The organism is Arthrobacter sp. FW306-2-2C-D06B, from assembly GCF_021789175.1.
Classification (GTDB): domain Bacteria; phylum Actinomycetota; class Actinomycetes; order Actinomycetales; family Micrococcaceae; genus Arthrobacter.
Map to the genome: position 1 here is coordinate 987136 of NZ_CP084560.1, position 25565 is coordinate 1012700.

General features: G+C 64.0%; 22 protein-coding genes. 6 read left to right on the plus strand and 16 right to left on the minus strand.

What is annotated here, in order from left to right; translation table 11 throughout:
• Positions 1-5: 5 nt before the first annotated feature.
• The 4 genes from LFT47_RS04815 to LFT47_RS04830 form a co-directional block, all read right to left on the minus strand.
• A complete protein-coding gene (locus LFT47_RS04815) occupies positions 6-746 on the minus strand; it encodes a GntR family transcriptional regulator (RefSeq protein ID WP_236815807.1) in 741 nt (246 codons plus the stop codon).
• A gap of 261 nt (positions 747-1007) precedes the next feature.
• The gene (locus LFT47_RS04820) at positions 1008-1460 is read right to left on the minus strand and encodes a hypothetical protein (RefSeq protein ID WP_236815809.1); all 453 of its coding nucleotides are present in this window, start codon (positions 1458-1460) and stop codon (positions 1008-1010) included.
• Between the two features lie 10 nt (positions 1461-1470).
• Complete coding sequence (locus LFT47_RS04825) at positions 1471-1866, minus strand: cupredoxin domain-containing protein (RefSeq protein WP_236815810.1); 396 nt, start codon at positions 1864-1866, stop codon at positions 1471-1473.
• A 128-nt stretch (positions 1867-1994) separates the two neighbouring features.
• On the minus strand, positions 1995-2774 hold the full coding sequence (locus LFT47_RS04830) for a gamma-glutamyl-gamma-aminobutyrate hydrolase family protein (RefSeq protein WP_236815811.1): 780 nt from the start codon (positions 2772-2774) through the stop codon (positions 1995-1997).
• 63 nt (positions 2775-2837) lie between these two features.
• Here LFT47_RS04830 and LFT47_RS04835 point away from each other — a divergent pair, with 63 nt between their 5' ends.
• Positions 2838-3971 (plus strand): LOG family protein, encoded by a 1134-nt coding sequence (locus LFT47_RS04835; protein WP_236815812.1) that lies wholly within the window; start codon positions 2838-2840, stop codon positions 3969-3971.
• Between the two features lie 219 nt (positions 3972-4190).
• Here LFT47_RS04835 and LFT47_RS04840 read toward each other — a convergent pair whose 3' ends face one another.
• The 10 genes from LFT47_RS04840 to LFT47_RS04885 all read right to left on the minus strand — a co-directional run bounded on the left by LFT47_RS04840 (position 4191) and on the right by LFT47_RS04885 (position 18461).
• Positions 4191-5018, minus strand: a complete 828-nt coding sequence (locus LFT47_RS04840) for an IclR family transcriptional regulator (protein ID WP_236815813.1) — start codon at positions 5016-5018, stop codon at positions 4191-4193.
• A 121-nt stretch (positions 5019-5139) separates the two neighbouring features.
• Positions 5140-6396, minus strand: a complete 1257-nt coding sequence (locus LFT47_RS04845) for an aminopeptidase P family protein (protein WP_236815814.1) — start codon at positions 6394-6396, stop codon at positions 5140-5142.
• A 31-nt stretch (positions 6397-6427) separates the two neighbouring features.
• Positions 6428-7834, minus strand: a complete 1407-nt coding sequence (locus LFT47_RS04850) for an MFS transporter (RefSeq protein ID WP_236815815.1) — start codon at positions 7832-7834, stop codon at positions 6428-6430.
• A 304-nt stretch (positions 7835-8138) separates the two neighbouring features.
• Positions 8139-9113 (minus strand): ABC transporter substrate-binding protein, encoded by a 975-nt coding sequence (locus LFT47_RS04855; RefSeq protein WP_236815817.1) that lies wholly within the window; start codon positions 9111-9113, stop codon positions 8139-8141.
• Between the two features lie 58 nt (positions 9114-9171).
• Entirely contained in the window at positions 9172-11208 is a 2037-nt protein-coding gene (locus LFT47_RS04860) for an ABC transporter permease (protein ID WP_236815818.1), read from the minus strand.
• On the minus strand, positions 11205-12239 hold the full coding sequence (locus tag LFT47_RS04865; protein ID WP_236815820.1) for a quaternary amine ABC transporter ATP-binding protein: 1035 nt from the start codon (positions 12237-12239) through the stop codon (positions 11205-11207). The genes LFT47_RS04860 and LFT47_RS04865 overlap by 4 nt, the downstream gene beginning before the upstream one ends.
• On the minus strand, positions 12236-13756 hold the full coding sequence (locus LFT47_RS04870; RefSeq protein WP_236815822.1) for an aldehyde dehydrogenase family protein: 1521 nt from the start codon (positions 13754-13756) through the stop codon (positions 12236-12238). The genes LFT47_RS04865 and LFT47_RS04870 overlap by 4 nt, the downstream gene beginning before the upstream one ends.
• Positions 13757-13764: 8 nt before the next feature.
• Complete coding sequence (betA, locus tag LFT47_RS04875) at positions 13765-15498, minus strand: choline dehydrogenase (protein WP_236815829.1); 1734 nt, start codon at positions 15496-15498, stop codon at positions 13765-13767.
• Between the two features lie 55 nt (positions 15499-15553).
• Positions 15554-18061 (minus strand): GcvT family protein, encoded by a 2508-nt coding sequence (locus tag LFT47_RS04880; RefSeq protein WP_236815831.1) that lies wholly within the window; start codon positions 18059-18061, stop codon positions 15554-15556.
• 49 nt (positions 18062-18110) lie between these two features.
• Positions 18111-18461 (minus strand): bifunctional 3-phenylpropionate/cinnamic acid dioxygenase ferredoxin subunit, encoded by a 351-nt coding sequence (locus LFT47_RS04885; protein WP_078106204.1) that lies wholly within the window; start codon positions 18459-18461, stop codon positions 18111-18113.
• A 233-nt stretch (positions 18462-18694) separates the two neighbouring features.
• On the opposite strand from LFT47_RS04885, the gene LFT47_RS04890 reads away from it, so the two are divergent.
• The 4 genes from LFT47_RS04890 to LFT47_RS04905 are packed head-to-tail and all read left to right on the plus strand — an operon-like array spanning position 18695 to position 22859.
• Positions 18695-19891 (plus strand): NAD(P)/FAD-dependent oxidoreductase, encoded by a 1197-nt coding sequence (locus tag LFT47_RS04890; RefSeq protein WP_236815834.1) that lies wholly within the window; start codon positions 18695-18697, stop codon positions 19889-19891.
• 44 nt (positions 19892-19935) lie between these two features.
• Complete coding sequence (locus LFT47_RS04895) at positions 19936-21072, plus strand: aromatic ring-hydroxylating oxygenase subunit alpha (protein WP_236815835.1); 1137 nt, start codon at positions 19936-19938, stop codon at positions 21070-21072.
• A gap of 60 nt (positions 21073-21132) precedes the next feature.
• A complete protein-coding gene (locus LFT47_RS04900) occupies positions 21133-22221 on the plus strand; it encodes an S-(hydroxymethyl)mycothiol dehydrogenase (RefSeq protein ID WP_236815837.1) in 1089 nt (362 codons plus the stop codon).
• Positions 22218-22859, plus strand: a complete 642-nt coding sequence (locus tag LFT47_RS04905; RefSeq protein WP_236815838.1) for an MBL fold metallo-hydrolase — start codon at positions 22218-22220, stop codon at positions 22857-22859. The genes LFT47_RS04900 and LFT47_RS04905 overlap by 4 nt, the downstream gene beginning before the upstream one ends.
• On the opposite strand, the gene LFT47_RS04910 is transcribed toward LFT47_RS04905, so the two are convergent.
• A complete protein-coding gene (locus LFT47_RS04910) occupies positions 22856-23680 on the minus strand; it encodes an IclR family transcriptional regulator (protein WP_236815839.1) in 825 nt (274 codons plus the stop codon). The genes LFT47_RS04905 and LFT47_RS04910 overlap by 4 nt on opposite strands.
• A 106-nt stretch (positions 23681-23786) precedes the next feature.
• Between LFT47_RS04910 and LFT47_RS04915 the strand changes: the two genes are divergently transcribed.
• Complete coding sequence (locus LFT47_RS04915) at positions 23787-24524, plus strand: VOC family protein (RefSeq protein ID WP_236815840.1); 738 nt, start codon at positions 23787-23789, stop codon at positions 24522-24524.
• A 262-nt stretch (positions 24525-24786) separates the two neighbouring features.
• On the opposite strand, the gene LFT47_RS04920 is transcribed toward LFT47_RS04915, so the two are convergent.
• Positions 24787-25458 carry a GntR family transcriptional regulator gene (locus LFT47_RS04920; protein WP_236815841.1) on the minus strand — a complete coding sequence of 224 codons (672 nt, stop codon included), beginning with the start codon at positions 25456-25458 and terminating at the stop codon, positions 24787-24789.
• Positions 25459-25565 lie beyond the last annotated feature (107 nt).

A 25565-nucleotide genomic window follows, 5' to 3' on the forward strand; every position in this document is an offset into this window, starting at 1 on the left:
TTGCGTTAGCGCTGTACGAGTGTCATTTCGAAGCTGTAGGAATCGGCCCGGTACACGTGGTGGCCGGTCTCGACCATGCGTCCGGTGTCGTCGACGGCGGTGCGCTCCATGGTGACCAAAGCCGAGCCGACCTCCGCCTCCAAGAGCGGTGCCTGGTAGTCGTTGGCGATCATGGCACCGATCCGCTGCGAGGCGAGGCGGAAGTTGACGCCGCCGCGGCGGAGGATGGCGTAGAGGCCTTCCGAGGCGAGCATTGACTCGTCCATGGTGGTGATGTCGTCGCGGACCCAGTTCTCCATGAGCGCCAGCGGCTTACCGCCCACTTTGCGCAGGCGGGTGAAGTGGTAGACCTTGGAACCGGCCGGAAGCTGGAGGGCGGTCAGCGTGGCTGCGTCGGCTTCCATGTGCGAAAAGCTGAGGACCTGCGTTGTGGGCTTTTTGCCATTGTTGGTCAGGTCGTCAAAGAGGCTGGAGAGCTCGAGGGGCCGGCGGACCTGGCTCGACACTACCTGGGTGCCGACGCCGCGTTTCCGGACCAGCAGGCCTGAGCGGACGAGCTCGTCCATGGCCTTGCGCATGGTGGGCCTGGACAGGTTGAGCTGGGCGGCGAGGTCGATTTCGTTGTCCAAACGGCTGCCGGGTTCCAGCATTCCGCTGTGGATGGCGGCCTCGATGCCCTGGACCACCTGGTGGTACAAAGGCACAGGGGAAGACCGGTCGATTGTGAGGCCAAGTTGATTCGCCATTGCATGCTCCCTCGCATTCCGGGACTGTCCCGGAAGTTGCAAGCATGTCCGCTCATGTTCGCTTGATAGGACATACTGCTTTACTGATGATAGCAGGAGCATTGTGCGGGTCAAGGGTGCCGGAGGCGTGTTTATTGTGCCGTTTCAGGGGTGTTGTTTGAGTCTTGCGTGGGACATGTCCAGACATCAGAACCATGTGCCTCAGCGGTGGGCTGGGCTTTCGGCGTCGGGCGCCTTCAGCGGCGGCGGCGTCGGGCGCCTTCAGCGGCCGCGGCGCCGGGCGCTGCCGCGTTGCCTGAGGTAACCGACAGCGGCCAGGACCGCGCCCAGGCCCTCGGCGACTGCGCTGAGGGTCTTCTCGAAAAACCATACGGGCTCGTACATGGACGGGATCGGACCTATCGCAGGTATGTCGACATAGCGGAAGAGAAGGACCGCTATGAACGCGCTTCCAGCGATGACCACCGCAGCGGCGTAAGCCGGCCGGCTGCCTCGCACCAGGACATAGAGGCCGACGAGGATTGCGGCCGCGGCCTCGAGACGGAACAGGTTGCCTTCCCCGATTCCGCCAGGGGCACCCAACTGGTAGCCGGCGGCAAGATCGAAGTGCACCACTGCATCGATGACCAAGGCTGCCGCCACGAGCAGTCGCAGCAGGATGTCCTTGGGCCCGCGGCTTATCGGCTTGCGGCGGGCCGCTTCACGGGTGCTCATTTCACTGTGCTCATTTCACGACCAGGGTTCCGTGCATGTTGGGGTGGTAGGTGCAGTGGTAGGGGTAGCTGCCCGGTGTGGTGGGCGCCGTGAACTGGGTTGTTCCGCCCCCGCCGTCGACGGCGGCATCGAAGGCCTTGCCGTCGTCCGAGGTGACCGTGTGGGCCTGGGCGTCCTCGTTCTTCACGGTGATTTTGGCGCCCGGGCTGACCGAGACGGGTCCTTGATAGCCGAAGTCCTTGATGGTGATGGTGAGCGATGGGGATTGCGGAGCGCCGGAGGATGTGGCGGAAGGCGGGCCCGATGACGCGCCATAGCCGCCGGTTCCGGATGACCCGCAACCGCTCACGGCGACCAGGGCGGCCGCCGCAACGACGACCATCAGGGTCTTGGGGCTCTTCTTCATGATTGGTTCCCCGCTTCTCGTATCCGGTGGCCGCAATGTGCTTGCCACATTCATGAGACGAATTCCAGGGCGGTCGGGTTCACCGGCGCGGGGAAATTGCCGTTGGCGCCCCGATAGGGGTCCCTCGATCACCCCACTGGACGCAGCGTCCTGCAGACCTCCACGAAAGCCTTGAAGGGGGCGAGCCGTTCTTCGTCGGGCAGCTGGGAGGCCTCGGGGTGCCATTGCACAGATGCGACCCATCTTTGTGGGTCCTCAAGGGCTTCCACGGTCCCATCCTCCGCAACTGCCGTCACTACCAAACCATCGCCTACCCTGGCCACGGCCTGGTGATGTCCCGAAGCAATCCGCACCGAGGTCCGTGAGCCATAGAGCCCGGCCACTTTGGAATCCGGTGAAAGTTCGACGTCGTGCCACGCCCAGGCGCTGAGCTCACCTTCCGCCGGGGTCAGGCCGTTGTGCTCCACCAACGATGGGTGCATGTCCTGGATCAGCGTCCCGCCATAGACCACGTTGAGGAGTTGGTGGCCGCGGCAGATGCCGAGGGTGGGCAAACCGGCGTCGAGCGATCCACGGGCGACTGCCAAGTCCAAGCGATCCTGGTCAGGGTTGACGTCGTAGCAGGCCTCAGTCGCTTCTTCACCGTAGAGTCGCGGATCCAGGTCTCCGCCGCCGGGCAGCAGGACCCCGTTGAGGGAGCGGAGCTCGGCGGCCAGCGGACCGGCTTCGTCGGTGAAGGAGGCGTCCAGCAGTACAGGCTCCGCACCGGCGTCGCGCACGAGTTCGACGATGAAGTCGAAGAGTTCATTCGCCTCTCCCACGCGAGGATCTGCGCTTTCGGAGCTGCTGAGGCGGACAGGAATGCCGATCCGGGGCCTTAAGCTGCTTTGCTGTTCGGAAGTCTGCATGCTCCATGATGCACTGGCTGGTCGGCTCCTGCGCAACGGGAACCGCGGGCTTACGCTGATGCCATGAATCCGTCCCGCGCCCTGACTCCTAGTCCCCGTACGCTCGACATTGAGAGCGTGGCCCATTTCGACAGCCTTTTGGGCTCCGGTGCCGCGACGATGCACGGATGGCACGCCCAGTCGCTGGACCTGCGAGGCCGACGCGCGGACCTGGAGAGGCTGGATCCCCAAGGTGCCATCTTCCTGGGCTGTACCTTCGACGACGGCGTGGAGGACTCCCTGCGAAGCCGCGGCGCACTCATCTTTCCCAAGCTGCGCGGCGTGCCGTTCAATCCGTATCGGGGAAGACTCTACAGCGCAGCCGAACTGTACGAGGACATTGACTCCACGGAGTACGAAGCCACGCTCGACGCCCAGGTCTACCAGTGGAGCATCATGCCGGGGCAGCGGACCAGCCTGGACGCCACCCTTGCCGCCGCGCTGCACGACCACGCCATCGGGGACGCCCTGGACGAGCTCCTGGGCAACGGGGATTTCGCGGGGAACAAGATCGTGGGAGTCATGGGCGGGCACGTCGCGCAACGCGGAACACAGGAGTTCGGGGACGCGGCGCGCCTGGGTCGGCTCTTGGCACTGTCCGGATTCACGGTAGCCACCGGGGGAGGGCCCGGTGCCATGGAAGCTGCCAATTTGGGCGCCTACTTGAGCGGACTGCCCGACGCCGACTTCGCCGGCGCGCTGAAATCGCTCGCGGCGGTGCCGGGTTTCCGCCCCTCGGTGACGGCCTGGGCGCGGGCGGCGGCCGCCGTCGTCGGGCACCATCCGAGCGGGACGACGTCGCTGGGCATCCCCACCTGGTTTTACGGGCACGAGCCACCGAACCTCTTCGCGACCCACATCGCCAAGTACTTCGCCAACTCCATGCGCGAAGCGATCCTGCTCGAGTTATGCAGCGGCGGGATCGTGTTCCTTCCGGGATCCGCCGGCACCGTGCAGGAAATCTTCCAGGACGCGTGCGAGAACTTCTACGGCGCCCCGGAAACCGTCACGCCCATGGTGCTCGTGGGGCGTGACCACTGGGAGCACAAGTATCCGGCGTGGCCCATGTTGCAGAGCCTCGCCGCCGGGAAAGTGATGGAAGGCCGGATCTTCCTGGTAGACAGCGTCGAGGAGGCGCTCGCCGTCGTCGCGGGCTAGGGCTTCGCGGAGGACATGCCCAGCCCTGGCCCTGAGCACTGGACATATTCCGAATATGCCCATTTCCGGACTCCAAGGCTGGACATGTCCCTTGGATTGAGAGGGTTATGTCCCCTGCTCAGGCTTAAGGCTGGGCATGTCCCGTGGATGATTAGTGCGCATGTCCATTTTTGGAGTCCAAAGCTGGGCATGTCCTGTGTGGCGAAAGGTGATATCGGGCTAGTGCGGGGCGCGGCCGCCCAGGCGCGTGGTGATCTTGCGGGCTGCGTCTTGGCATGCCTCGCCGAGGCTGCGGAGCGTGTCCTGCGAGACCCGGAACTTTGGGGCTGGGATCAGGACGGAGGCCACGATGTCTCCGCGGTGGTCAAAGACGGGAGAGGCAACGCCGACTTCTTCGATGGATGTTTCGCCGAAATTGAAGGCCCAGCCTCGCTTCACGGATTCCTCGAGCCGGCGCAGGTAGGCCTCTAGTGCTTCCTCGTCGAGCCCAGGCAATGTAATGGAGCCACTTCGCAAGAGCTTGCGCACGCGGTCGGCGTCTTCGGCGGCAAGGAAGACCTGTACCGAAGAGCTGAGGGCCTCGTTGTAGCGGGCACCCAATGGAGCGAGGTGCTTGACCTGGTGACGGCTGGCGATTTGCTCCACGCACATGGATTCGCTCCCGTTCCACACCATGAGCGCGCTCGTCTCGCCCGTCCGTTCGCTCAGTTCGCGCAGCACGGGATAAGCCACCCGGCGCTCTTCCAGTTCGGCGAGGAGCGGGCCTGCAAGGGCGATCATCCCCAGGCCCAGCCGGAAGCGTCGGGATTCCGGGTCGCGTTCCACCAGGTGTTCTTGTTCGAAGGTTGCGAGGATCCGGGACACGGTGCTCTTGTGCAAGCCGATCCTGCCAGCGATCTCGGTGACACCCAGCAAGGGCTCCTCGGCGGTGAAGCTGCGGAGCACGGCGATGGCGTTCTCGAGTACCGAAGCGCCCTTGGAGTCGCCGTTGGACGCGGTTTCGCTGGAGATTGCACGCGGTTCTGCATGCGGTTCTGCTGGGGTCATGATGGTCACTATATGGCTCTTTTTACTGGGACATGCCCAGCCTTCGCCTAGGGCAATGAGCATATGAGTCATATGTCCACTGCTCGGGCGCAAGGCTGGGCATGTCCATTGGAGGTGGGTGTCAGGCGCCGATGATGTTGTATTCCGGGCCGAACGGGAACTTGGTGATGTTCTCTGCGCCGTCTTCACCGACCACCAGGATGTCGTGTTCCCGGTACCCGCCGGCACCCGGCTGGCCGTCGAGGACCGTGATCATCGGTTCCATGGAAACCACCATGCCCGGCTCCAGGACCGTGTCGATGTCTTCGCGCAGCTCAAGTCCGGCTTCCCGGCCGTAGTAGTGCGAGAGGACTCCGAATGAGTGTCCGTAGCCGAAGGTTCGGTTGGCGAGAAGTCCATGCGAAACATAGATTTCGTTGAGCTCTGCGGCGATGTCCTTGCAGACGGCGCCGGGCTTGATGAGTTCCAGTCCGCGCTTGTGCACGTCCACGTTGATGTTCCACAGTTCCAAGGAGCGGGCATCGGGTTCGCCGTAGAACAGGGTGCGCTCCAGTGCCGTGTAGTAGCCCGAGGTCATGGGGAAGCAGTTCAGCGACAGGATGTCGTGTTCCTGGATCTTGCGGGTGGTGGCCCAGTTGTGGGCGCCGTCCGTGTTGATGCCGGACTGGAACCAGACCCAGGTGTCGCGGATTTCGGAGTCCGGGAACGTCCGGGCGATCTCGTGGACCATGGCTTCGGTGCCGATCAAGGCGACCTCGTACTCGGTGATTCCGGCCGTGATGGCGTTGCGAATGGCCTCGCCGCCGCGGTCGCCGATCCGGGCGCCGTGCTTGATGACCTCGATTTCCTCGGACGACTTGATCATGCGCTGGCGCATCGCGGCCTGGGCCACGTCCACAAGCGTCGCGCCGGAGAATGCGGCCTGGATCTTGTTGCGGTTGTCCAGCGGAAGCGAATCGTCCTCCACACCCAGGCGCCGGACGTTGATCCCGCGGGTGCGCAGTACTTCCTGGATGCCGAAGATGTAGTTGTCCCGGCGCCAGTCCGTGTAGACCAGGTTGTCCCCGTAGCTACGGCGCCACGGCATTCCGGCGTCGATGTTGGCGGTCACGGTGACTGTGTCGTCGGTCGTGACCACCATGGCGTAGGAACGGCCGAAGTAGGTGAACAGGAAGTCCGAGTAGTACTTGATGGAGTGGTAGCTGGTCAGGACAACGGCGTCCAGTTCCTTCTCTGCCATGATCCGGCGAAGACCGGCAAGGCGCCGCTCAAACTCCGCGTCGGAGAAGGTCAGGGAGACCTTCTCTCCGTTGTTGAGGACCTTGAGGCGCTCGAGCTTGGTGACGTCGCTTACGGCTTCATTCTCGGTGATGGTCATGGGTGGTGTTCCTTTCAATGGGTGGGTTGTTTCAGTCCTGCTGCAGGGGCTTCTTGGAAGTTTCCACAGCGAAGAGGACCGCGATGAGGGAGATGACGGCGGCCGCCACGAGGTACCAGCCGGGAGCCAGTTGGTTGTGGGTCAGGCCGATGAGGAGGGTTGCCATGAAGGGGGCGGTGCCGCCGAACAAGGCGTTGGAGAGATTGAAGCTGACGGCGAAGCCGCTGTAGCGGACCCTCGTGGGGAAGAGCTCGGCAAGGAAGCTGGGCAGGGTGCCGTCGTTGAGCGTGAGCATGCCGCCCAGCAGGATCTGGATCAGGACAATGACCAGGAAGTTGCCGGTGTCGAGGAGCATGAACGCCGGAACGGTCAGCACCACGAAGAGTACGGAAGCCGTGATGAGCATGCGCTTGCGGCCGAACCTATCGGATGCGATCCCGGTCAGGAAGACGAATCCGATGTAGCTGAGGAGGGCAATGGTGGTGGCAAGGAACGATTCGGCCGCGCCGAAGTGAAGCTCCTCGGAGAGGTACGTGGGCATGTAGCTGAGGATCACGTAGAACCCGACGGCGTTGAGCAGCACGGCGCCCGTCGCGATGATGAGCTGCTTGCGGTACGTCTTGAACATCGCGAATGCCGGAGCCTTGACCGCGGTGTCTTTCGCGGCCATTTCGCGGAACGCCGGCGTGTCCTCGAGCTTCGTGCGGATGTAGCGGCCGATCAGGCCCATCGGGGCGGCCAGGAGGAAGGGCAGGCGCCAGCCCCATTCGCCGAGCTGCTCGGCGCTTAGCACCGAGCTGAGCAGTGCCGCGAGGAGGGAACCGAGCAGCAGGCCTGCCGCTGTACTGGCAGGTACGACGGCGGCATAGAGTCCGCGCCGATTGGCCGGCGCATATTCCACCAGGAAGGCCGAGGCGCCTGCGTATTCGCCTGCTGCGGAGAAGCCCTGGACAACGCGGACGAGCAGCAGGAGGACCGGTGCCATGACGCCGATGGTGTTGTAGCCGGGGATCAGGGCGATGCAGAAGGTTGCCACGGACATGAGCACGATCGACAGGGAGAGTGCCTGTTTCCGTCCGAGCCGGTCACCGATGTGGCCCCAGATGAATCCGCCCAGTGGACGGACGAAGAACGAGACGGCAAAGACGCCAAACGTGGCGAGCAGCGCGGTCTGCCGGTCCGACGCAGGGAAGAAGACGGTCGAGATAATCCCGGCAAGGTAGCCGTAGACGGCGTAGTCGAACCATTCGACGAAGTTGCCGATGAAGCTTGCAGTGATGACGCGGCGGCGGGTGTCTTTGCTGACCGTGTGGTTGTTGGCGGGCTTTGACGGGCCGCCCGGGGTGGCTGGTGCTTCGGGAAGCTCGCCGGATCCGCCTTTGGATCCGGCATGAGCGCTTCCCGGGATTGCTGCCACGGAGGATGTTTCGTTTTTCATGAATCCACCAAGAATTTTGGGGTTGCATTCAACGCAACGCTGTTGCACCAGAATAGATGTGTTGTGCATCACCGTCAAGGGTCTGCGGCTTTCACCCAACTGACTCGCATTAGATGTCGTATTCGGCGCTCTAAACGACAACTAATGCGAGCTAGTTGGGGGAGAGTGGTTGCGGGCCGGGGAGGTGCGGTGCGTCAGTTGCAACACGGTTGCGGTAAGTGAGTAAATCCTCGTCCCGGAGGGCAAAAAGAAGCTCCCCCGGATCCAAGGATCCGGGGGAGCTTCGAAGCAAGCGTCAGAAGGACTATTTGAGCCAGGCGGCCACTACGTCGGAGTGGGCATCCACCCATTTCTTGGCCGCGGCATCGGGCTTCATGCCGCCTTGGATGTCCGTTGCCACGGAGTTCTGGTCTGCGTTGGTCCACGAGAAGGCCTTGAGCAGTTTCGCGGCGGGAGAGCCGCTGTCCGCAAACTTCTTGGCCATCACTTTGTTCAGTTTGTAATCCGGGTAGTCGCAGGCCACCTTCTCGGCGTCGGAATCGCAGCCCGGAGTGTAGGCGGGCAGGCTGACCTTCTTGAGGGGGACCTCGGAAAGGAACCATTGCGGTTCGTAGAAGTACCCCAGGAGCGGCGTCTTGTTCTTCTCGGCCGTACGGAACGACTGGATCAATGCTGCTTCCGAGCCGGAGAAGACCACCTTGTAGTCGAGGCCCAGGTTCTTGACGAGGGCTTCATCGTTGGTCACGAACGCGGGGTCGCCGTCCAGCACTTGACCCTTGCCGCCCGATTCGGACGTGGCAAGGATGGACGCGTATTTGTTCAGGTTCTTGCTGTCCAGGATGTCCGGGTATTTCTGGGCCATCCATGGTGGTACGTACCAGCCGATGTGCCCTTCATTGCCGGTGGGACCAGCGTCCACGGCTACTTTCTGATCCGTGATGTACTGCTTTGCGAGGTCCTCGTGTCCCCAGTTCTCCATAATGACGTCGACTTCACCCGACCCGAAGCCTTGCCAGGAAATCTGTTCCGACAGGTCCTTCTGGACTACGGTGCAACCGAGCTTGTTTTGGGCGATGTAGCTGTAAACAGCCGCATTTGCCGTGTAGCCCACCCAGGCGTTGAGGGCCACGTTGACGGTTCCGCAAGGGGTGCTCGATGCACCAGCTGCGGCCGCCTGATTGACTGTTGCGCCGCCGCAGCCGGCGAGCAATAGGGCAGCAGCCACGGTCCCGGCGAGCGTGGGAATTGTTCGTTTCAACAGCAGTCCAGCTTTACTCATGGTGGGGTCTCCTTGTTGGGGGCAGTGCGTTGGGGGCAGTGCGTGAGTGTGAAGGCCGTTAGTGGGCGGGTGATTTTCCTGAAGGGACTTTTCGGATGGGGTTGGCTGCGGCGGCCTGCGTCATGCGGTCCAGCAGGATGCCGAGGAAAACGATGGCCAGGCCTGCGGCGAGGCCCTTGCCGAACAGGGAACTTTGGACAAAGCCGGCGACGACGTCGTACCCGAGGCCGCCTGCTCCGACCAACGCTCCGACTACCACCATGGCGAGGACGTAGATCAGGCCCTGGTTGGCGGCGAGAGCCAGGGATTGCCTGGCCATGGGCAACTGGACCTTGGTGATGACTTGCCAGGGAGTTGAGCCGCTGGAGACGGCCGCTTCCATGACGGTGGGGGAAATCGCGGCGATGCCGTCGGCCGTGATCTTGATGGCCACGGGCGCTGCGTAGATGATGCCGGCGATGATGGCGGTGAACCGTGTGGCGCCGAAGAGGCCCAGGAACGGAACCAGGTAGACGAATGCGGGCATGGTTTGTCCCGCGTCCAGCATTGGCCGCATGAGCTGGTCCACTTTGCTGGACCTGCCCATGGCCACCCCGAAGATGATGCCCAGGACCATGACGACGGCGGTGGCAACGAGGGTGCCTGCCAGGGTGACCATGGAATCGCTCCACAGGCCCAAATAGATGATCACGGCCAGGCAGCAACCGGTGACGGCTGCCAGCTTCCAGCCTCCGAGGGCAAAAGCCGCAACGACGATCACAGCGACCAGGAGGTAGAACGGCGTTTCCGTGAGAAGGGACTGGAACGGGTTCAGGATTCCGTTGGTGACTGCTTCGCGGAAGGACACGGTGAAGAGGAAGAGATTGGTCTGCAACCATTCGCTCGCGGAGCTCACCCCGCTGACAATGGCCGGGCCGATGTTGAGGTCCTTCGGGAAAGCAGCGGCCCAGAGCATCGTGCGGGACAACTGGACCATGACGAGTGCCACCAGCAGCGTCGCCGCAAGCAGGATGTACCGGGTTCGCCGCGATATCCGGCGTTTGCGGTTTGCCCCGGGTTCGGCCCGGCGGCTGGCGGCCGTGGTCACGCGGTCCAGCACGATGGCAAGCAGCACGATCGACAGTCCGGCGTTGACCGCCGTACCGACGTCGAGCGACTGCAGGGCGCGGATCACCACCTGTCCCAGCCCTGGTGCTGCGATGAGCGCCGCGATGGTGACCATGGACAAAGCAGCCATGGTGCTTTGGTTGATCCCCATCACGATGGTGCGCCGAGCGAGCGGGAGCTGCAGGGTGACGAGTCGCTGCAACCCCGTGGTGCCCAAGGAGTCGGAGGCTTCCCTGGTGTTCTCAGGGATGTTACGGATTCCGTGCGCCGTCAGCCGGATGAGCGGCGGCACCGCGTAGATCACGGTGGCGATTACCGCGGAGGCAGGGCCGATCAGGAAGATGAGCGCCAAAGGAGCCAGATAGACGAACGTGGGGAGGATCTGCATGAAGTCGAGGACCGGAGTGATCACTCGGGAGACTCTCCCGGAGATCCCGGCCAAGACTCCGAGTGGAAGCCCGATCAGGAGGCTGAACAGCACGGCGGTGATCACGAGGGCGAAGGTGTAAGCCGCTTCCACAAACAGCCCCTGCAGGCCGAAGAACACGAAGGCCGCCGCAGTCAGCAAAGCCACCCGGGCGTTGCCCACGGCGAGCGCGATCCAGCTGAGCAGCGCGACCGTTCCCAGCCAGCCGATTTCCGGCAAGCGAAGCCCGGTGGAGCTCGCGGCGAAAATGCCGATGAACAGATTGGCGACCGCGTCGACGGCGGCCCGGAGCGGAGTGAAGACGTACTGGAAAACGGGATTGTCGGCCCGATTTGAGGCGACCCAGGCATTGAATTGATTGAGCGAGCGGTGGAGGTCAGTCAGCTCCGACGCCGGCAGCGTGAGGGTCGCCGTGCCGTGGAGGAACAGGAATCCAACGAGCCAGATGACGCCGGCCCCGCCCAGGATCAGGGTGCGGCGGCTTGGCCGTTTGCGCGGTGCGCGGACGGAAACGGGACCGGTGTGAACCGGGGCGCGATCGCGAACGAGCGTGGACATCATGCCGCAACTTCCGTGCTGCGGATGACCGACAAGATGCTGTCGCGGTCGATCTGGCCGGTGATCTTGCCCGAGTCTTGCACCAGCACAGGACACGATGAGTTCATGACTGTCGGGATGGCGTCGCGGATGATCATGCCTGCGCTCAGGACGGGAGCATCCCCGGGAGTGCCCAAAGCTACAGGATCGGTGATCCATTTGAGCGTCAGGACATCCGCGCGGGGTACTTCGGAGACGAAGTCGGCAATGTACTTGTCCGCAGGCGATCCGACGAGATCATCCCCTGTGCCGCATTGGACCGTCTCCCCGTTCCGCATGATCAGGATGCGGTCCCCGAGTTTGAGAGCTTCGGAAAGGTCGTGGGTGACGAACACCATCGTCTTGCCCATCTCCTTGTGCAGCCGGATGACTTCCGCCTGCATATCGCGCCGGATGAGCGGGTCCAGGGCAGAGAACGGTTCGTCAAAGAGGATGGTGTCCGGATCGCCCGCCAGGGCGCGGCCGAGTCCGACGCGCTGTTGCATTCCGCCGGAGAGTTGGTCCGGGAAATGCTGTTCGTAACCCTTGAGGCCTACGAGCTCGATGATTTCGCGGGACCTGGCGTAGCGCTCGTTCTTGGCGGCGCCACGGATCTGCAGCCCGTAGGACACGTTGTCCAGCACGGTGCGGTGCGGCAGGAGGCCGAAGTGCTGGAAGACCATGGACATTTTCCGCCGGCGCAGCTCCCGAAGCTCGCCGGTTCCTGCCTGCATCACGTCCTTGCCGTCCACGAGGACGCTCCCCGACGTCGGTTCGATCAAGCGGGTGAGGCACCGGATCAGGGTGGACTTTCCTGATCCGGACAGGCCCATGACGACGAACACCTCGCCCTTCGCGACGTCGAAGTTCATGTCGCGTACCGCGGCATTGCACCCGGTGCGTTCAAGCAATTCGGCGGAGCCCAAGCTCGAGAGTTCGGGGTCCTTGGGGATCTTTTCACCTCCGGGTCCGAAGACCTTCCAGAGGTTGCGCACTGATATGTCAGGATTGCTCATTGCTGTACTCCTGCCTGTGACGGCTCGAACCAATGGCTGGGCCCGGGGCTGATGTTTTGCCAGATGTGCTTTGTTTCTCGGTATTCGGCCAAGCCCGCGAGCCCCAGTTCGCGGCCATTGCCTGACTGTCCGAAGCCGCCCCATTCGGCTTGCGGGACGTACGGGTGGTAGTCGTTGATCCAGACCGTTCCGTGACGCAGCGCTTCGGAGACCCGCTGGGCTTTCGAAGCGTCTGCCGTCCACACGGCGCCGGCCAGTCCGTAGACCGTGTCGTTGGCCAGCCGGACGGCCTCTTCCTCGGTGGTGAATGTTTCCACCGTCATGACGGGGCCAAAGGATTCCTCCTGCACCACGCGCATCGAGGTGGTGCAACCGTCCAGCACGGTGGGCGGGTAGAAACTGCCACCGGCCAGCGCCGGGCTGTCCGGAATGAAGCCCCCGCACAGCAACCGGGCGCCCTCCGCAATCCCGGCCTGCACGTAGGCGTGGACCTTGTCCCGGTGGGCCGCAGAGATCAGCGGGCCTGTCTGGGCTTCCTGGTCGAAGGGGCCGCCCAGCCGGATCTGGCGTGCACGGCGGACTACTTCGGCCACGAACTCCTCGTGAATGGATTCTTCGACAATGAGCCGGGCCCCGGCCGAGCACACCTGGCCGGAATTAAGGAAGACGGCCGTCAGGGCGTTGTCGATCGCGGCTTCCCGGTCGGCGTCCGCGAACACGACGTTCGGGTTCTTGCCGCCGAGCTCAAGCGCCACGCGCTTGACCGTCTGCGCCGCGGCCACCATGATCCGCTTGCCGGTTTCCAGGCCGCCCGTGAAGGAAACAAGATCGACCCGCGGATCCGAGCTAAGTACCGCCCCCACCTCGGGTCCCGTTCCCGTCACGAGGTTCGCGACGCCGTCGGGCACGCCGGCTTCCCGCAGCGTCTCCATGAGCAGAATGGACGTCGAAGGCGTCAACTCACTGGGCTTGAGGACAAAAGTGTTCCCGGCCAAGAGTGCCGGCGCAACCTTCCACGAAGCTTGCAAAAGCGGGTAGTTCCACGGCGTGATGAGACCGCAGACGCCTACAGGCGCATGGACGACCCGGCTGATGGCGCCCGGCCGGCCGGTATCGATCACGCGGCCCGCATCCGTTCCTGCCACGCTGCCGTAGTAGCGGAAGCAGGCTATGACGTCGTCGATGTCGTATTCGGCTTCGACCAGGCGCTTGCCGGTATCGAGGGCTTCGGCCGCCGCGTAGCCGGCTTTGTCCCGCTGCAGGAGCCCGGCCACGCGGAGCAGGATCGCGCCGCGTTCCAGCTCGGGCGTGTTCGGCCAGTCGCCGTCGTCGAACGCCTTCCGGGCGCTCGCCACCGCGGCCTGGGCATCGGCCGAGGTGCACTCCGCGACGTCGGCAACGTGCGTACCGTCCGCCGGGCAGCTGATGCTCCGGATGCCCCCGCTGGACTGCTGCCACACGCCGCCGACGTAGCTGCCGCGCACCGTGTGGATCTGTGAAAGTTGTGGGCTGTTCATGCCGCTCCTTAGTTCCTTGCCGAAGTGGCTTCGGGCAGGCTGTCCGGAACCGGCCCGTCCGCGTCCGGAACCGCGCCGTGCCGGTAGAACTCGGCGGCGATCGGAGCGAGGGGTTCGCGGCCCTGGATCAAGTCCGCAGCCTTCTCGGCCAGCATCATGACCGGCGCGTAGATGTTGCCGTTGGTCACGTAGGGCATGGCCGAAGCGTCAGCCACCCGCAGGCCCGAGGTGCCGTGCACCCTCATGCTGAGCGGGTCCACGACAGCCATCGGATCGGTGGCCGGACCCATCTTGGCCGTGCAGGATGGGTGCAGGGCGGTTTCGGCGTCGCGGGCCACCCAGTCGAGGATTTCCTCGTCTGTCTGGACGGCGGGGCCGGGGGAGAGCTCGCCGCCATTGAAAGGCGCCATGGCAGACTGCTCAAGGATGTTCCGCGAAATCCGGATGGCTTCCACCCACTCGCGCCGGTCCTGCTCCGTGGAAAGGTAGTTGAATTTCATGGACGGGTGGACAGTTGGATCCGTGGAGGTGATCTTCAGGCTGCCACGGGCGTCGGAATACATGGGCCCGATGTGCACTTGGTAGCCATGCTTGGCATCGGCCTTCTGGCCGTCATAGCGGACGGCCACCGGCAGGAAGTGGAACATCAGGTTGGGGTAGGCGACGTCCTCGTTGGACCGCACAAAACCGCCGCCTTCGAAATGGTTGGTGGCCGCAGGCCCCTTGCGCCCGAACAGCCACTGCAGGCCGATCCACGGATAGCGCCACAGGCTCAGGCTCGGCTGCATGGAGACCGGCTGGGTGCAGGCGTGCTGGATGTAGACCTCCAGGTGGTCCTGCAGGTTTTCGCCGACGCCGGGGAGGTCAACTACGGGTTTGATGCCCAGGGACTTGAGGTGGGTGGAGTCCCCGACGCCGGACAACTGCAGGAGCTGCGGGGTGTTGATGGCTCCTCCGCACAAGACGACTTCCCGGGCGTCCACGCTGTGCTGCTTGCCATTGCGTCGGTAGCTGACGCCCGTGGCCCTGACCTCGGAAGTTCCAATCCCGTCGAAGTTGATTTTCGATACGAGGGCCCGGGTCCTCACCGTGAGGTTGGGCCGGTCCAGGTGTGGCCGCAAGTAGGCGCGGGACGCGGAGAGCCGCTGGCCCTTGTGCACATTGCGGTCGAAGGGACCGAAGCCCTCCTGCCGGTACCCGTTGACATCGTTGGTCCGCGCGAATCCGGCTTCTTGGGCGGCGCGGAAGAAAGCCTGGAAGAGGGGATTGCGTGCCGGGCCTCGTTCAAGGACCAGCGGTCCGTTGTGTCCTCGCAGCTCATCCTCGGGATCCGCGGCGAGGGCGGTCTCCATACGGTTGAAGTACGGGAGGCAGTGGGCGAAGTCCCACGTCTCCATCCCGGCGTCGGCTCCCCAGCGTTCGTAGTCCAAAGGGTTGCCGCGCTGGAAGATCATGCCGTTGATGGAGCTGGAACCTCCCAAAACCTTGCCGCGGGTGTGGGCGATCCGCCGTCCATGCATGTGCGGCTCGGGGTCGGATTGGTAGCGCCAGTCGTAGAACCTGTTCCCGCTGGGGAACGTGAGCGCCGCGGGCATCTGGATGAACAGGTCCCAGGGGTAGTCGCTCCGGCCGGCCTCCAGGACCAGGACGGTCTTGGTGCGGTCCGCGCTCAGCCTGTCCGCCAGCACCGATCCGGCGCTGCCCCCACCCACAATGACGTAATCAAACTTTTCGTTGGCCATTAGTTGAACTCCTTTGAAGTGATCCCCATTGCTGTGTCCGGTAGCCAGGAGGGCGTCAGCCCCGCAGCTTTTCCATGGTTGGATCCACGAGGGGATCGGCGGAGATGGTGGCCGGGATCCGCTTGCCGAAGTATTCGATCTCGACGGCGTCACCCTCGCCCGCCTCGGCGGGCAGCCAAGCGTAGGCGATGGGCTTCCGGACGGTATAGCCGTAGGCTGCGCTCGTGACGTAGCCGGACGGCTCTCCCCGGAAATAGACAGGTTCCTTGCCCAACACCACGGACGTGCCGTCGTCGACCGTCAGGCAACGCAGGCGCCGGTTGACGGGCAGTTCGCGGCGCTCCTTGAGGGCCTCGGCACCGATGTATCCTTCCTTGTCCTTGCCGACGGAGAAGCCAAGGCCGGCCTGGAAGGGCTCGTGCTCCGGGGTCATGTCGGTACCCCACAGCCGGTAGCCCTTCTCGAGGCGCAGGCTGTTGAACGCGCCGCGGCCGGCCGCGATGATGCCCTGCTCCTGGCCGGCCTCGAACAACAAGTCCCAGAGCCTTTGGCCGTTTTCCGCCGTCGTGTACAGCTCCCAGCCCAACTCGCCCACGTAGGACAGCCGCATCGCGGTGACAGGGACCCCGCCGATCCGGACCTGCTTGGTGCGGAAGTACTTCAATCCGTCGTTGCTGAAATCGTCGTCGCTCACCTTGGCGATCACCTCGCGGGCGAGCGGCCCCCAGAGCCCGACGCAACACGTGGAACCGGTGATGTCGCGGACCTGGACCCACTGGGTGACGTCCCCGGCGGTCTGCTTGCGGGCTTCGGTGGCGAAGTAGTCGAAGTCGATGTTGCCGTTCGCGCCCACCTGGAACGTGGTCTCATCCAGCCGGGCCACCGTAATGTCGCTGCGGATGCCGCCGTCGTCGTTGAGGAGCAGGCAGTACGTCACCGCACCCGGCTTCTTGTCGACTTTCCCCGCGCTGAGGCGCTGCAAGAGGGTGACGGCGCCCGGACCGGAAACCTCCAGCCGCTTGAGCGGTGTCATGTCGTAGAGCGCGACGGCGGTACGCGTCTTCCATGCTTCGGCTGCGGAAATGGGGGAGTGGAACATGGCGGCCCAGGGCTCGCGTTCAGGCGCACGCCATTCTTCCGGGAGCACTTCCAGCAAGCCGCGGTTGGCCTCGAACCAGTGCGGGCGCTCCCAACCGTGGGCTTCGAGGAAAAACGCCCCGAGCTCCTTCTGCCGGGCATTGAACGGGCTCACGCGCAGCTCTCGAGGAGAGACCCTCGGCTGCAGGGGGTGCAGGACGTCGTAGATCTCCACGAAGTTCTGTTGTGACGTTTCGCTGACATAGCTTTCCGCGGTCTGGATCTCTTCGAAGCGGGAGACCTCGCATTCGTGGAGCGGGATGCGGGACTGGCCTTCGATGAGGCGCTCCGCCAGGGCACGGGCCACGCCCGCGGAGTGCGTCACCCAGACGGCCTCGGCCACGAAGAAGCCGTCGACGTCCTTGGATTCGCCGACGAGCGGACCGCCGTCGGGGGTGAATGAGAAGATCCCGTTGAAGCCATCGGCAATCCGGGCGCCAGCGAGGGCCGGGAGGAGTTCCTTGGAGTCTTCCCAGCACGGCAGGAAGTCTTCTTCCGTGAACGGCAGGCGGGAGGGCATCCGGTGCTCGGACATGTCAGCGGCGGCAACCTCGGGCAGCTCCCGGAGGTCCACGGGCATGGGCTTGTGGGCGTAGGAGCCGATGCCCATCCGGTCCCCGTGCTCGCGGTAGTAGAGGTCTTTGTCCTGGTGGCGAAGGATGGGCATCCAGGCGCCGTTGGAGGGGTCAAGCAGCCCCGAGGCATCGTTCCGGCCCACGAGCTCAGGCACGGAGGTGGTCTTGACGTACTGGTGGGCCAAGGGGAGGAGCGGCACGGACATGCCCACCATGGCGCCGATCCTGGGTCCCCAGAACCCTGCGCAGGAAACCACGATGTCAGCCGGGATCACGCCGTCGGGCGTTTCGACGCCGGTGACTTTGCCTCCGGCCTGTTCAATGCCGGTGACGGGAGTGGAACCGCGGAACGTGACCCCTGCGGCGCTCGCCTTGGCGATGAGCAGGCCGACGGCGCGGGCCGCGGAAGCCAAGCCGTCGGTGGGGACGTAGAGACCGCCGAGGACCTTTTCCTGGTTGAGCAGGGGGTAGTGCTTGGCGCACTCGTCCGGATCGATGAGCCGGCCTTCGACACCCCACGACGCCGCGTAGCCCAGCTTGCGCTTGAGGTCCTCAAAGCGCTCCGGAGTGGTTGCCACTTCGAGGCCGCCCACCTGGTTGAAGCAGGACACCCCGGATTCGCTGAGCGAGAGCAGCTTGTCCACGGTGTAGGACGCGAATTGGGTCATGGCCTTGGAGGCGTTGGTCTGGAACACGAGGCCGGGGGCGTGCGAAGTTGAGCCGCCCGCCAACGTCAACGGTCCCTGCTCGACCACGGTGATGTTGGTCCAGCCGCGGATGGACAGTTCATCCGCGAGATTGGCGCCGACAATGCCGGCTCCGATGATGACGACACGGGGTGTTGTGGACATGCGGGAAGCTCCTGAATTAAGAGGTGTGGAAGTGTGGGGCTCGCCGGACCTAGACGTGGCCGTCGACGGTCAACCCGGGTGGGAGGTTGGGCGCGTCTTCGGATTCTTTGACCATGATCTGGCCGTCCACTACCAGGACTTCGTGGACCCTGATGGGCAATTTGGCGGGAGGCGCGTCGGCGGCTCCCGTGCGGAGGTTGAACTTTGAAGCATGAAGGGGGCACTCGACCCAGCAGTCCTCTACCCAGCCGTCGGCGAGTGAGGCGTCCTGGTGGGTGCAAGTGTCGTCGAGGGCAAAGAGTTCGCCCTCTTCGGTGTGGAATACGGCAATGGGCGGAGACGTCTCGAGTCGAATCGCGTCCCCCGGAGCCAACGAGCTAAGCGGGCAAGCACTGTGCATCTCACGAACCTTCTTTCAGCGGGCTGGCCGAAACCTGTGGGGCGGTTGTCTCATGATCAACGCTGATCACAATACGCAACAGAGTGATCGACCTCACAGTGGCTTGTCAAGGGGTTTAATTTCCTGGGCAGATTCCTTGACACGCGATGTGAAGTCCGTCACGCTGTTTCGCATAATGAAGTTTGTTGCGTATTGCGCAATAAACTTTCGAACGGCTCTGCGAGGAGGAAGCCATGGAGACATTGGCGATCGTGGGCGCATCATTGGCGGGTCTTTCCGCCGCCCGCGCTGCCCGGGCGCAGGGTTTTTCCGGCCGGTTGCTCATCATTGGCGATGAGCAACAGCGGCCGTATGACCGCCCGCCCCTGTCCAAGGAGTTCCTGGCAGGAAAGATCGGTATCAAGCACGTCATGTTGGAAGCCGAGGAAGCGGGAGCAGACGACCCGCTCCAGGCCGAATGGCTGCTGGGCTCGCCGGCGCGAAGCTTCGACGCCGCCACCAGGACAATCTCCCTAGCCGATGGGCGCACTGTGGTGGCGGACGGCGTCGTGATCGCCACGGGAGCCTCAGCCCGCACACTGCCCGAACTAGCGGGGCTGGCCAATGTGTTTACGCTGAGGACCCTCCAAGATGCCCAGGATCTGGCCCCGGAGCTCGTGGCCGGCAGCCGCCTGTTGGTTGTGGGCGCCGGGTTTATCGGGGCGGAAGTCGCATCGACAGCCAGGGGCTTGGGAATGGACGTGACCATCGTCTGCAAGAGCGAAGTGCCGCTTAGCGCTCCGCTCGGTCCGGAGATGGCTGCTGTCATGGCCACGCTCCATGGCATCAATGGAGTGGAGCTGATTTGTGACACGGGAATCGACTCGTATTACAGCTACGAAGGAAATGTGACCGGTGTCCGGCTCAGCGACGGACAGTACCGTTCCGCCGACGTCGTACTCCTCGGAATCGGTGCGGTCCCCAATGTCGGGTGGCTGGTCGGTTCGGGCGTCGAGCTCGACGACGGTGTCACGTGCGATGCGATGGGACGGACCAACGTTCCCGGGGTGGTTGCCGTGGGAGACTGCGCGGCCTGGTTCGACGCACGCAGCGGCCGGCACCATCGAGTGGAGCATTGGAGCGGCGCCCAGGAACGTGCCGCTCGCGCCGTGGCCGGACTCTTGGATCACTCCGCCGCGCCTCTTCCTCTCAACTTGCCGTACTTCTGGTCCGACCAGTACGGAGTGACGCTCCAGTTCGCCGGCCATGCGCGGGACGCGGAGCGCGTCGAGATCGAGGCGGGGCAGCTCGAGAACCACAGCTTCCTGGCCGTGTACTACCGGGGCGAGGAACCGGTGGGCGTCCTGGGTGTGAACCAGCCGCGCCTGTTCACCCGTTGGCGCCGGCAACTCAACGCCCGCAACGCCCCGCCCGTCCTGGCAACCCCTTGAACATTCCCAAGCCTCAACACGTTCATCACTGAATAGGAGTCAGCATGACCACTGAAGTTGTTTCCCCCAGCCTGATCCCCACTCTCCCCGGCCACACGTATGTCAGTGAAGACATCTTCCGTGCCGAGCAGCAGCACATCTTTGAACAAATGTGGTTCTGTGCAGTGCGGACCGCAGACCTGGAAAAGGCCGGCTCGTTCAAAACGGTGCAGATCGGCCGCGAGAGCGTACTCATCAACCGCACCCGCAAGGGGGAAATCCGCGCGTTCTACAACATCTGCCGGCACCGCGGCGTGAAGCTGTGCATGGAGGAGTCCGGCGAAGCCAACCGCTCGTTCCAGTGCCCGTACCACGCCTGGACCTACGACCTCGAGGGAAAGCTCATCGCGGCCCCGAACCTCACCAAGATGCCGGATATCGACCGCAACGAATACGGACTGGTCAAAGTCCACGTCCGTGAATACATGGGCTACGTCTGGGTCTGCCTCGCGGATGAGCCGCCGTCGTTCGAGGAAGACGTGATGGGGGCCATCGAGGAGCGCCTCGGCGACCTGCGGGCTGTTGACGACTATGACATCGCGAACCTGAGCCTTGGCCGGCGCATCAAGTACGACGTCAAGGCCAACTGGAAGCTCATCATCGAAAACTTCATGGAGTGTTACCACTGCGCCACGATCCACCCCGAACTCACCGAAGTCCTGCCCGAGTTCGCCGATGGCCTGGCGGCACAGTATTTTGTGGGCCACGGCGCGGAGTTCGGTGACGACATCAAGGGCTTCACGATTGACGGTTCCGAAGGCCTGGATCGAATTCCGGGAGTGGGCGATGACCAGGACCGCCGGTACTACGCAGTGACCATCAAGCCGAATGTCTTCGTCAACCTGGTGCCCGACCACGTCATTATCCACCGCATGTTCCCGCTGGCCGCCGACCACACAATCGTCGAATGCGATTGGCTCTACCTGCCCAGCGTGGTGGAATCCGGCAAGGACGTGAGCGCTTCGGTGGAGCTCTTCCACCGGGTCAACGAGCAGGACTTCGACGCCTGCGAACGCTGCCAGCCGGCCATGGGTTCCAAGATCTATGCGAAGGGCGGCGTGCTTGTACCGAGCGAGCACCACATCGAGGCGTTCCACAGCTGGGTCACCAACAAGATCGCCGACGTACCCGCCGGCAGCTAGCCTGAGGAATGTCTGTCTTGTAACGAGCTACCGCGAACTGAGGAAAAGGAACACCAGCTAATGGTCTACAAAGTACGGGCGGTCATCGCCAAGGAAAAGAACGCCCCGGTCTCGGTGGAGACCATTCTGGTGCCGGACCCCGGCCCGGGCGAGGCGCTGGTGGACATCCTCACCTGCGGCGTCTGCCACACCGACCTGCACTACAAGCAGGGCGGCATCACCGATGATTTCCCCATCCTGCTCGGCCACGAGGCCACCGGTGTGGTGAGCGCGGTCGGGCCGGACGTTACCGAAGTGGCGCCAGGGGACCGGGTGATCCTGAACTGGCGTGCCGTGTGCGGGGAATGCCGGGCATGCGCCAAGGGCCAGCCGCAGTACTGCTTCAACACGCACAACGCCACCCAGAAGATGACCCTGGAGGACGGCACGGAACTTGTACCGGCCCTGGGGATCGGCGCCTTCGCCGAGAAGACCCTCGTGGCCGCCGGGCAATGCACCAAAGTGGACGACGACGTCGATCCCGCCGCGGTCGGGCTGCTCGGCTGTGGTGTGATGGCAGGCATCGGTGCCGCCATCAACACCGGTGAGGTCAAGCGGGGCGAGTCCGTGGCCGTCATCGGCTGCGGCGGCGTCGGCATCGCCGCCATTGCCGGGGCAAAGCTCGCTGGCGCCACCACGATCATCGCCGTGGACATCGACGCCAACAAAATAGGGATGGCCAGGTCCCTGGGAGCCACGCACGGTATCAACTCCAGCCAGGAGGACCCCATCGAAGCCATCCGGGCGCTGACCGGCGGCAACGGTGCCGATGTGGTGATCGACGCCGTCGGACGTCCCGAAACGTACAAGCAGGCCTTCTACGCGCGCGACCTCGCCGGCCGCGTGGTGCTGGTGGGCGTCCCGACGCCGGACATGAAACTCGAATTGCCCCTGCTCGACCTCTTTGGCCGCGGCGGTTCGCTGAAGTCCTCCTGGTACGGGGACTGCCTGCCTTCCCGCGATTTCCCGATGCTGGTGGCGCACTACAAGCAAGGCAACCTTGACCTGGACGCGTTCGTCTCCGAACGGATCACCATCGACCAAGTGGAAGAAGCCTTCGCCAAGATGCACGAGGGCAAAGTGCTCCGCTCGGTGGTGGAAATCGGATGAACGCCACCATCGAAAACCTCGTCACCTCGGGCACGTTTTCGCTCGACGGCGGCACGTGGGATGTGGACAACAATGTCTGGATTATCGGCAATGACGACGAGTGCGTGATCATCGATTCACCGCACGACGCGACGGCGATCATCGAGCAGGTCCGCGGGCGAAAGGTGCGCGCCATCCTGCTCACCCATGCTCACAACGACCACATCGGGGCAGCGCTCGACGTGGCGAAGGCCGTGAACGCGCCGATCCACCTGCACCCCGCAGACCTGGTTCTATGGGAGCAGGTGTATCCGGATGCCCGGCCGGACCGTCACATTGCGGACGGCGACATCTTCGACGTGGCGGGCACGGCCCTGCGTGCCATCCATACGCCGGGCCACTCGCCTGGTTCCACGTGCTTCTACCTGGAAAGCGAAGGAACGGTCTTCACGGGCGACACCCTCTTCAACGGCGGTCCGGGCGCGACGGGCAGGTCGTTCAGCGACCACCCAACCATCCTGGCCTCGATCCGGGAACGTCTTCTGACGCTTCCGGCGGAAACCGTGGTCCGGACGGGGCATGGCGCGGACACCACCATCAAAGCCGAGGGGGACAACCTCTCCCAGGCAGCGTTGGATCGCCAGGCCGACGGCGTTTAGGCACCGCTGGCTGCGGTGTAACCCATCTTGACGCTGATTGAATACCCGGCTTGCTTGAGCGCATCGAGCAGGCCGGGTATTTTTTCCGGCTCGAAACGGAAGGCCGGGCCGGAAAGGCTGATGGCTCCGATCACGGTGCCGCTGTGGTTGCGGATCGGAACGGCGACGGCGTTGAGTCCGCGTTCGAGTTCTTCATACGTCGCGGCGTACCCGGCCTCCGCAATGACCGGCATTTGCTGCTCCAGCTCGTCGCGGTCTGTGATGGTCTGTGGCGTGTATCGCGCCTGGCCGGCTTCCCTCAGAACGCGGTCACGCGTCGCAGGCGGCAGCGCTGCAAGCATGACCTTGCCGCTGGACGTCGCGTGGAGCGGGGTGAGCCCGCCGATCCAGTCCTGCGTGCCGAGCGTGTTGGGGCCAATGGCCTGGTCCACGTTGACCGCGAAATTTGACCGCAGTACAGCAAGGTTGGCAGTCTCAGCGAACTTCTCCGCCAGGGCTTCGAGATCTTCCCGGGCCTCCCGCACCAAGCTGAGGCGGGCCGGAATGGCACTCGCCAAGCGCAGGATGTTGAAACCGAGTTGGTATTTTCCGCGCTCGTGATTCTGCTGAACCATGCCACGGGCGTCCAGGGCGCTCAGCAGCCGCGACGCCGTTGACTTGTGGACGCCCATTTCCTCGGCGATCTCACTCACGCCGGCATCTCCGTTGCGGGCGATGATTTCGAGCACGGTGATGGCCCGGTCCACGGACTGCACACCTGCGTGCTGCGCGGCGGCGGGATCGGTATCGGGGTCGTTGGCAATGCTTGCGTCAGCGTCCATGTGGTTCATCGTCTCAAACGCGGTCAAATGAGCGGCCTCTCCGCACTGCGTGTCCTGGGACGCTGCCGCTCATGCCGGGCATTTCCTGGTTATAGGATCGGTCGATATGGCACTGCGACTTGTTCAAGTGAATTTCAAGGCCCGGGATGACTCGGCGCTCGGCCGGTTTTGGGCCGAGGCGCTCGGTTGGGACATTTCCAGCGAAGGACCCGGCGTGAGCAATGTTGAACCCGTGGGCTTCGCCGGGCCGGACCCCGCCGCCGTGTGCGTCGACGTCGTCACCGTCCCGGACCCCGAAACGGTGAGGTACCGCGCGCACCTCGACCTCGCCACCACCTCTGGGGCCCATCAAGCCGAGCTCGTGGCGCGCCTGGTGAAGCTCGGCGCGACGCCCGCCGACATTGGCCAGGGCGACGTGCCGTGGACGGTCCTGGCCGACCCGGAGGGCAACCTGTTCTGCGTGCTGGAGCCCCGGCCGATCTACCAGGACACCGGGCCGATCGCCGCGGTGGTGGTCAACTGTGCGGATCCGCGGGCCATGGCCCGGTTCTGGAGCGGGGCGATGGACTGGACCCTGCACGAGGTGAGCGACGATTTTGCGAGGCTGCGTTCGGCCAAGGGCGTGGGGCCGTATCTGGAATTCGTCCGCACACCCGTCCCGAATGCCGTGGCTGGCCGTGTCCATCTCGACCTGAGGCCATACCCCGGCGATGATCAAGCGGCAGAGGTGGCCCGGCTGCGGGACCTGGGCGCCACGGACGCCGACGTCGGCCAAGGCGATGTGCCATGGGTATGCCTCGCCGACACGGAGGGCAACGAATTCTGCGTCCTCACCCCGGGCTAAAGCCCGTTCCTTCTTGGGCGCCGTCGTGCCACACTTGGTGGACTATCGATTGACTGGGGGATCCAGGTCAGGAGATTGGTATGTGTGTTCTGATGCAACCGCGCACCTCGTGCCGCCGGCTGGTGGTGAACGAGCCATGAACATCGGTTGGGCTTACTTCATGTCGGGAATAATCGCAGTTGATTCGCTCTTGCTCGGATTGCTGCTGTTGAACGTGAAGTGGCCTAGGCACTGGAAGAGATGACGCCTCAGGTCCTCGAACCTAGAGCACCTTGCGGATCGTTTCTTCGAAACTCACCACGTGGTGCAGGGCGAGCGCCGCTGCCCTGTCCTCGTCGCCGTCGGCGATTGCGGTGAGCAGTTCTGCGTGCTCAGCGACGTGGCCCGTCACTGAAGGCATCTTGTCCAGCATGTGGCACCAGATGCGTGTTGCCAGGTTGTCGTAGCGGATCAGCACGTCCTCGAGGTGGGGATTCGCTGCGGCCTTGTAGATGAGCCGGTGCACCTGGATGTCGTAGCGCATGAGTTCCTGCTGCCCGGCGTCGTGTGCTTCCAGGCCGCTGATGGCTGCCGCGACCTCGCGCAGTTCCTCCCGCAGCTTGGGGCTGGCCATGCGGGCAGCGCGCCGTGAGGCCAAGGGCTCAAGCAGCTCCCGGATTTCGGACACATCCGCCAATTGGGTGATGTCGACGCCGGTGGCGAAGGTTCCGCGGCGGGGATACGACACCACGAGGTGGTCGCTTTCGAGCCGCTTGATGGCCTCGCGCACGGGAGTCCGGCCGATGCCGAGTTCCGCGGCAATCTGCCCGTCGTTGATGGGGTCTCCGGGTTTGATGTCCAGCATGATGAGCCGGTCGCGCAGGAGCAGGTAGGCGTTTTCCGCCAAGGAAGTTCCCTGTGTGCCTGTGTCCAGTGCCTCCAGTGCAGTGCTCATGTGCCCTCTCCCGTTTGTCACAATTCCAAGTCTGGCGGATCAGTTGCTGCCGGGCTGTTGACGGTTGTGTGATCTCCAACATACTATGGCAGCAGTTCTAATATATC

Excerpts from the sequence above, each read along its gene's own strand:
- LFT47_RS04820 (WP_236815809.1), bottom strand. The coding sequence starts at position 1,460 with ATGAGCACCCGTGAAGCGGCCCGCCGCAAGCCGATAAGCCGCGGGCCC.
- LFT47_RS04860 (WP_236815818.1), bottom strand. The coding sequence starts at position 11,208 with ATGATGTCCACGCTCGTTCGCGATCGCGCCCCGGTTCACACCGGTCCC.
- LFT47_RS04815 (WP_236815807.1), bottom strand. The coding sequence starts at position 746 with ATGGCGAATCAACTTGGCCTCACAATCGACCGGTCTTCCCCTGTGCCT.
- LFT47_RS04890 (WP_236815834.1), top strand. The coding sequence starts at position 18,695 with ATGGAGACATTGGCGATCGTGGGCGCATCATTGGCGGGTCTTTCCGCC.
- LFT47_RS04855 (WP_236815817.1), bottom strand. The coding sequence starts at position 9,113 with ATGAGTAAAGCTGGACTGCTGTTGAAACGAACAATTCCCACGCTCGCC.
- LFT47_RS04865 (WP_236815820.1), bottom strand. The coding sequence starts at position 12,239 with ATGAGCAATCCTGACATATCAGTGCGCAACCTCTGGAAGGTCTTCGGA.
- LFT47_RS04905 (WP_236815838.1), top strand. The coding sequence starts at position 22,218 with ATGAACGCCACCATCGAAAACCTCGTCACCTCGGGCACGTTTTCGCTC.
- LFT47_RS04845 (WP_236815814.1), bottom strand. The coding sequence starts at position 6,396 with ATGACCATCACCGAGAATGAAGCCGTAAGCGACGTCACCAAGCTCGAG.
- LFT47_RS04880 (WP_236815831.1), bottom strand. The coding sequence starts at position 18,061 with ATGTCCACAACACCCCGTGTCGTCATCATCGGAGCCGGCATTGTCGGC.
- LFT47_RS04895 (WP_236815835.1), top strand. The coding sequence starts at position 19,936 with ATGACCACTGAAGTTGTTTCCCCCAGCCTGATCCCCACTCTCCCCGGC.
- LFT47_RS04825 (WP_236815810.1), bottom strand. The coding sequence starts at position 1,866 with ATGAAGAAGAGCCCCAAGACCCTGATGGTCGTCGTTGCGGCGGCCGCC.
- LFT47_RS04830 (WP_236815811.1), bottom strand. The coding sequence starts at position 2,774 with ATGCAGACTTCCGAACAGCAAAGCAGCTTAAGGCCCCGGATCGGCATT.
- LFT47_RS04910 (WP_236815839.1), bottom strand. The coding sequence starts at position 23,680 with ATGGACGCTGACGCAAGCATTGCCAACGACCCCGATACCGATCCCGCC.
- LFT47_RS04850 (WP_236815815.1), bottom strand. The coding sequence starts at position 7,834 with ATGAAAAACGAAACATCCTCCGTGGCAGCAATCCCGGGAAGCGCTCAT.
- LFT47_RS04885 (WP_078106204.1), bottom strand. The coding sequence starts at position 18,461 with ATGCACAGTGCTTGCCCGCTTAGCTCGTTGGCTCCGGGGGACGCGATT.
- LFT47_RS04920 (WP_236815841.1), bottom strand. The coding sequence starts at position 25,458 with ATGAGCACTGCACTGGAGGCACTGGACACAGGCACACAGGGAACTTCC.
- betA (WP_236815829.1), bottom strand. The coding sequence starts at position 15,498 with ATGGCCAACGAAAAGTTTGATTACGTCATTGTGGGTGGGGGCAGCGCC.
- LFT47_RS04870 (WP_236815822.1), bottom strand. The coding sequence starts at position 13,756 with ATGAACAGCCCACAACTTTCACAGATCCACACGGTGCGCGGCAGCTAC.
- LFT47_RS04840 (WP_236815813.1), bottom strand. The coding sequence starts at position 5,018 with ATGACCCCAGCAGAACCGCATGCAGAACCGCGTGCAATCTCCAGCGAA.
- LFT47_RS04900 (WP_236815837.1), top strand. The coding sequence starts at position 21,133 with ATGGTCTACAAAGTACGGGCGGTCATCGCCAAGGAAAAGAACGCCCCG.
- LFT47_RS04915 (WP_236815840.1), top strand. The coding sequence starts at position 23,787 with ATGGCACTGCGACTTGTTCAAGTGAATTTCAAGGCCCGGGATGACTCG.
- LFT47_RS04835 (WP_236815812.1), top strand. The coding sequence starts at position 2,838 with ATGAATCCGTCCCGCGCCCTGACTCCTAGTCCCCGTACGCTCGACATT.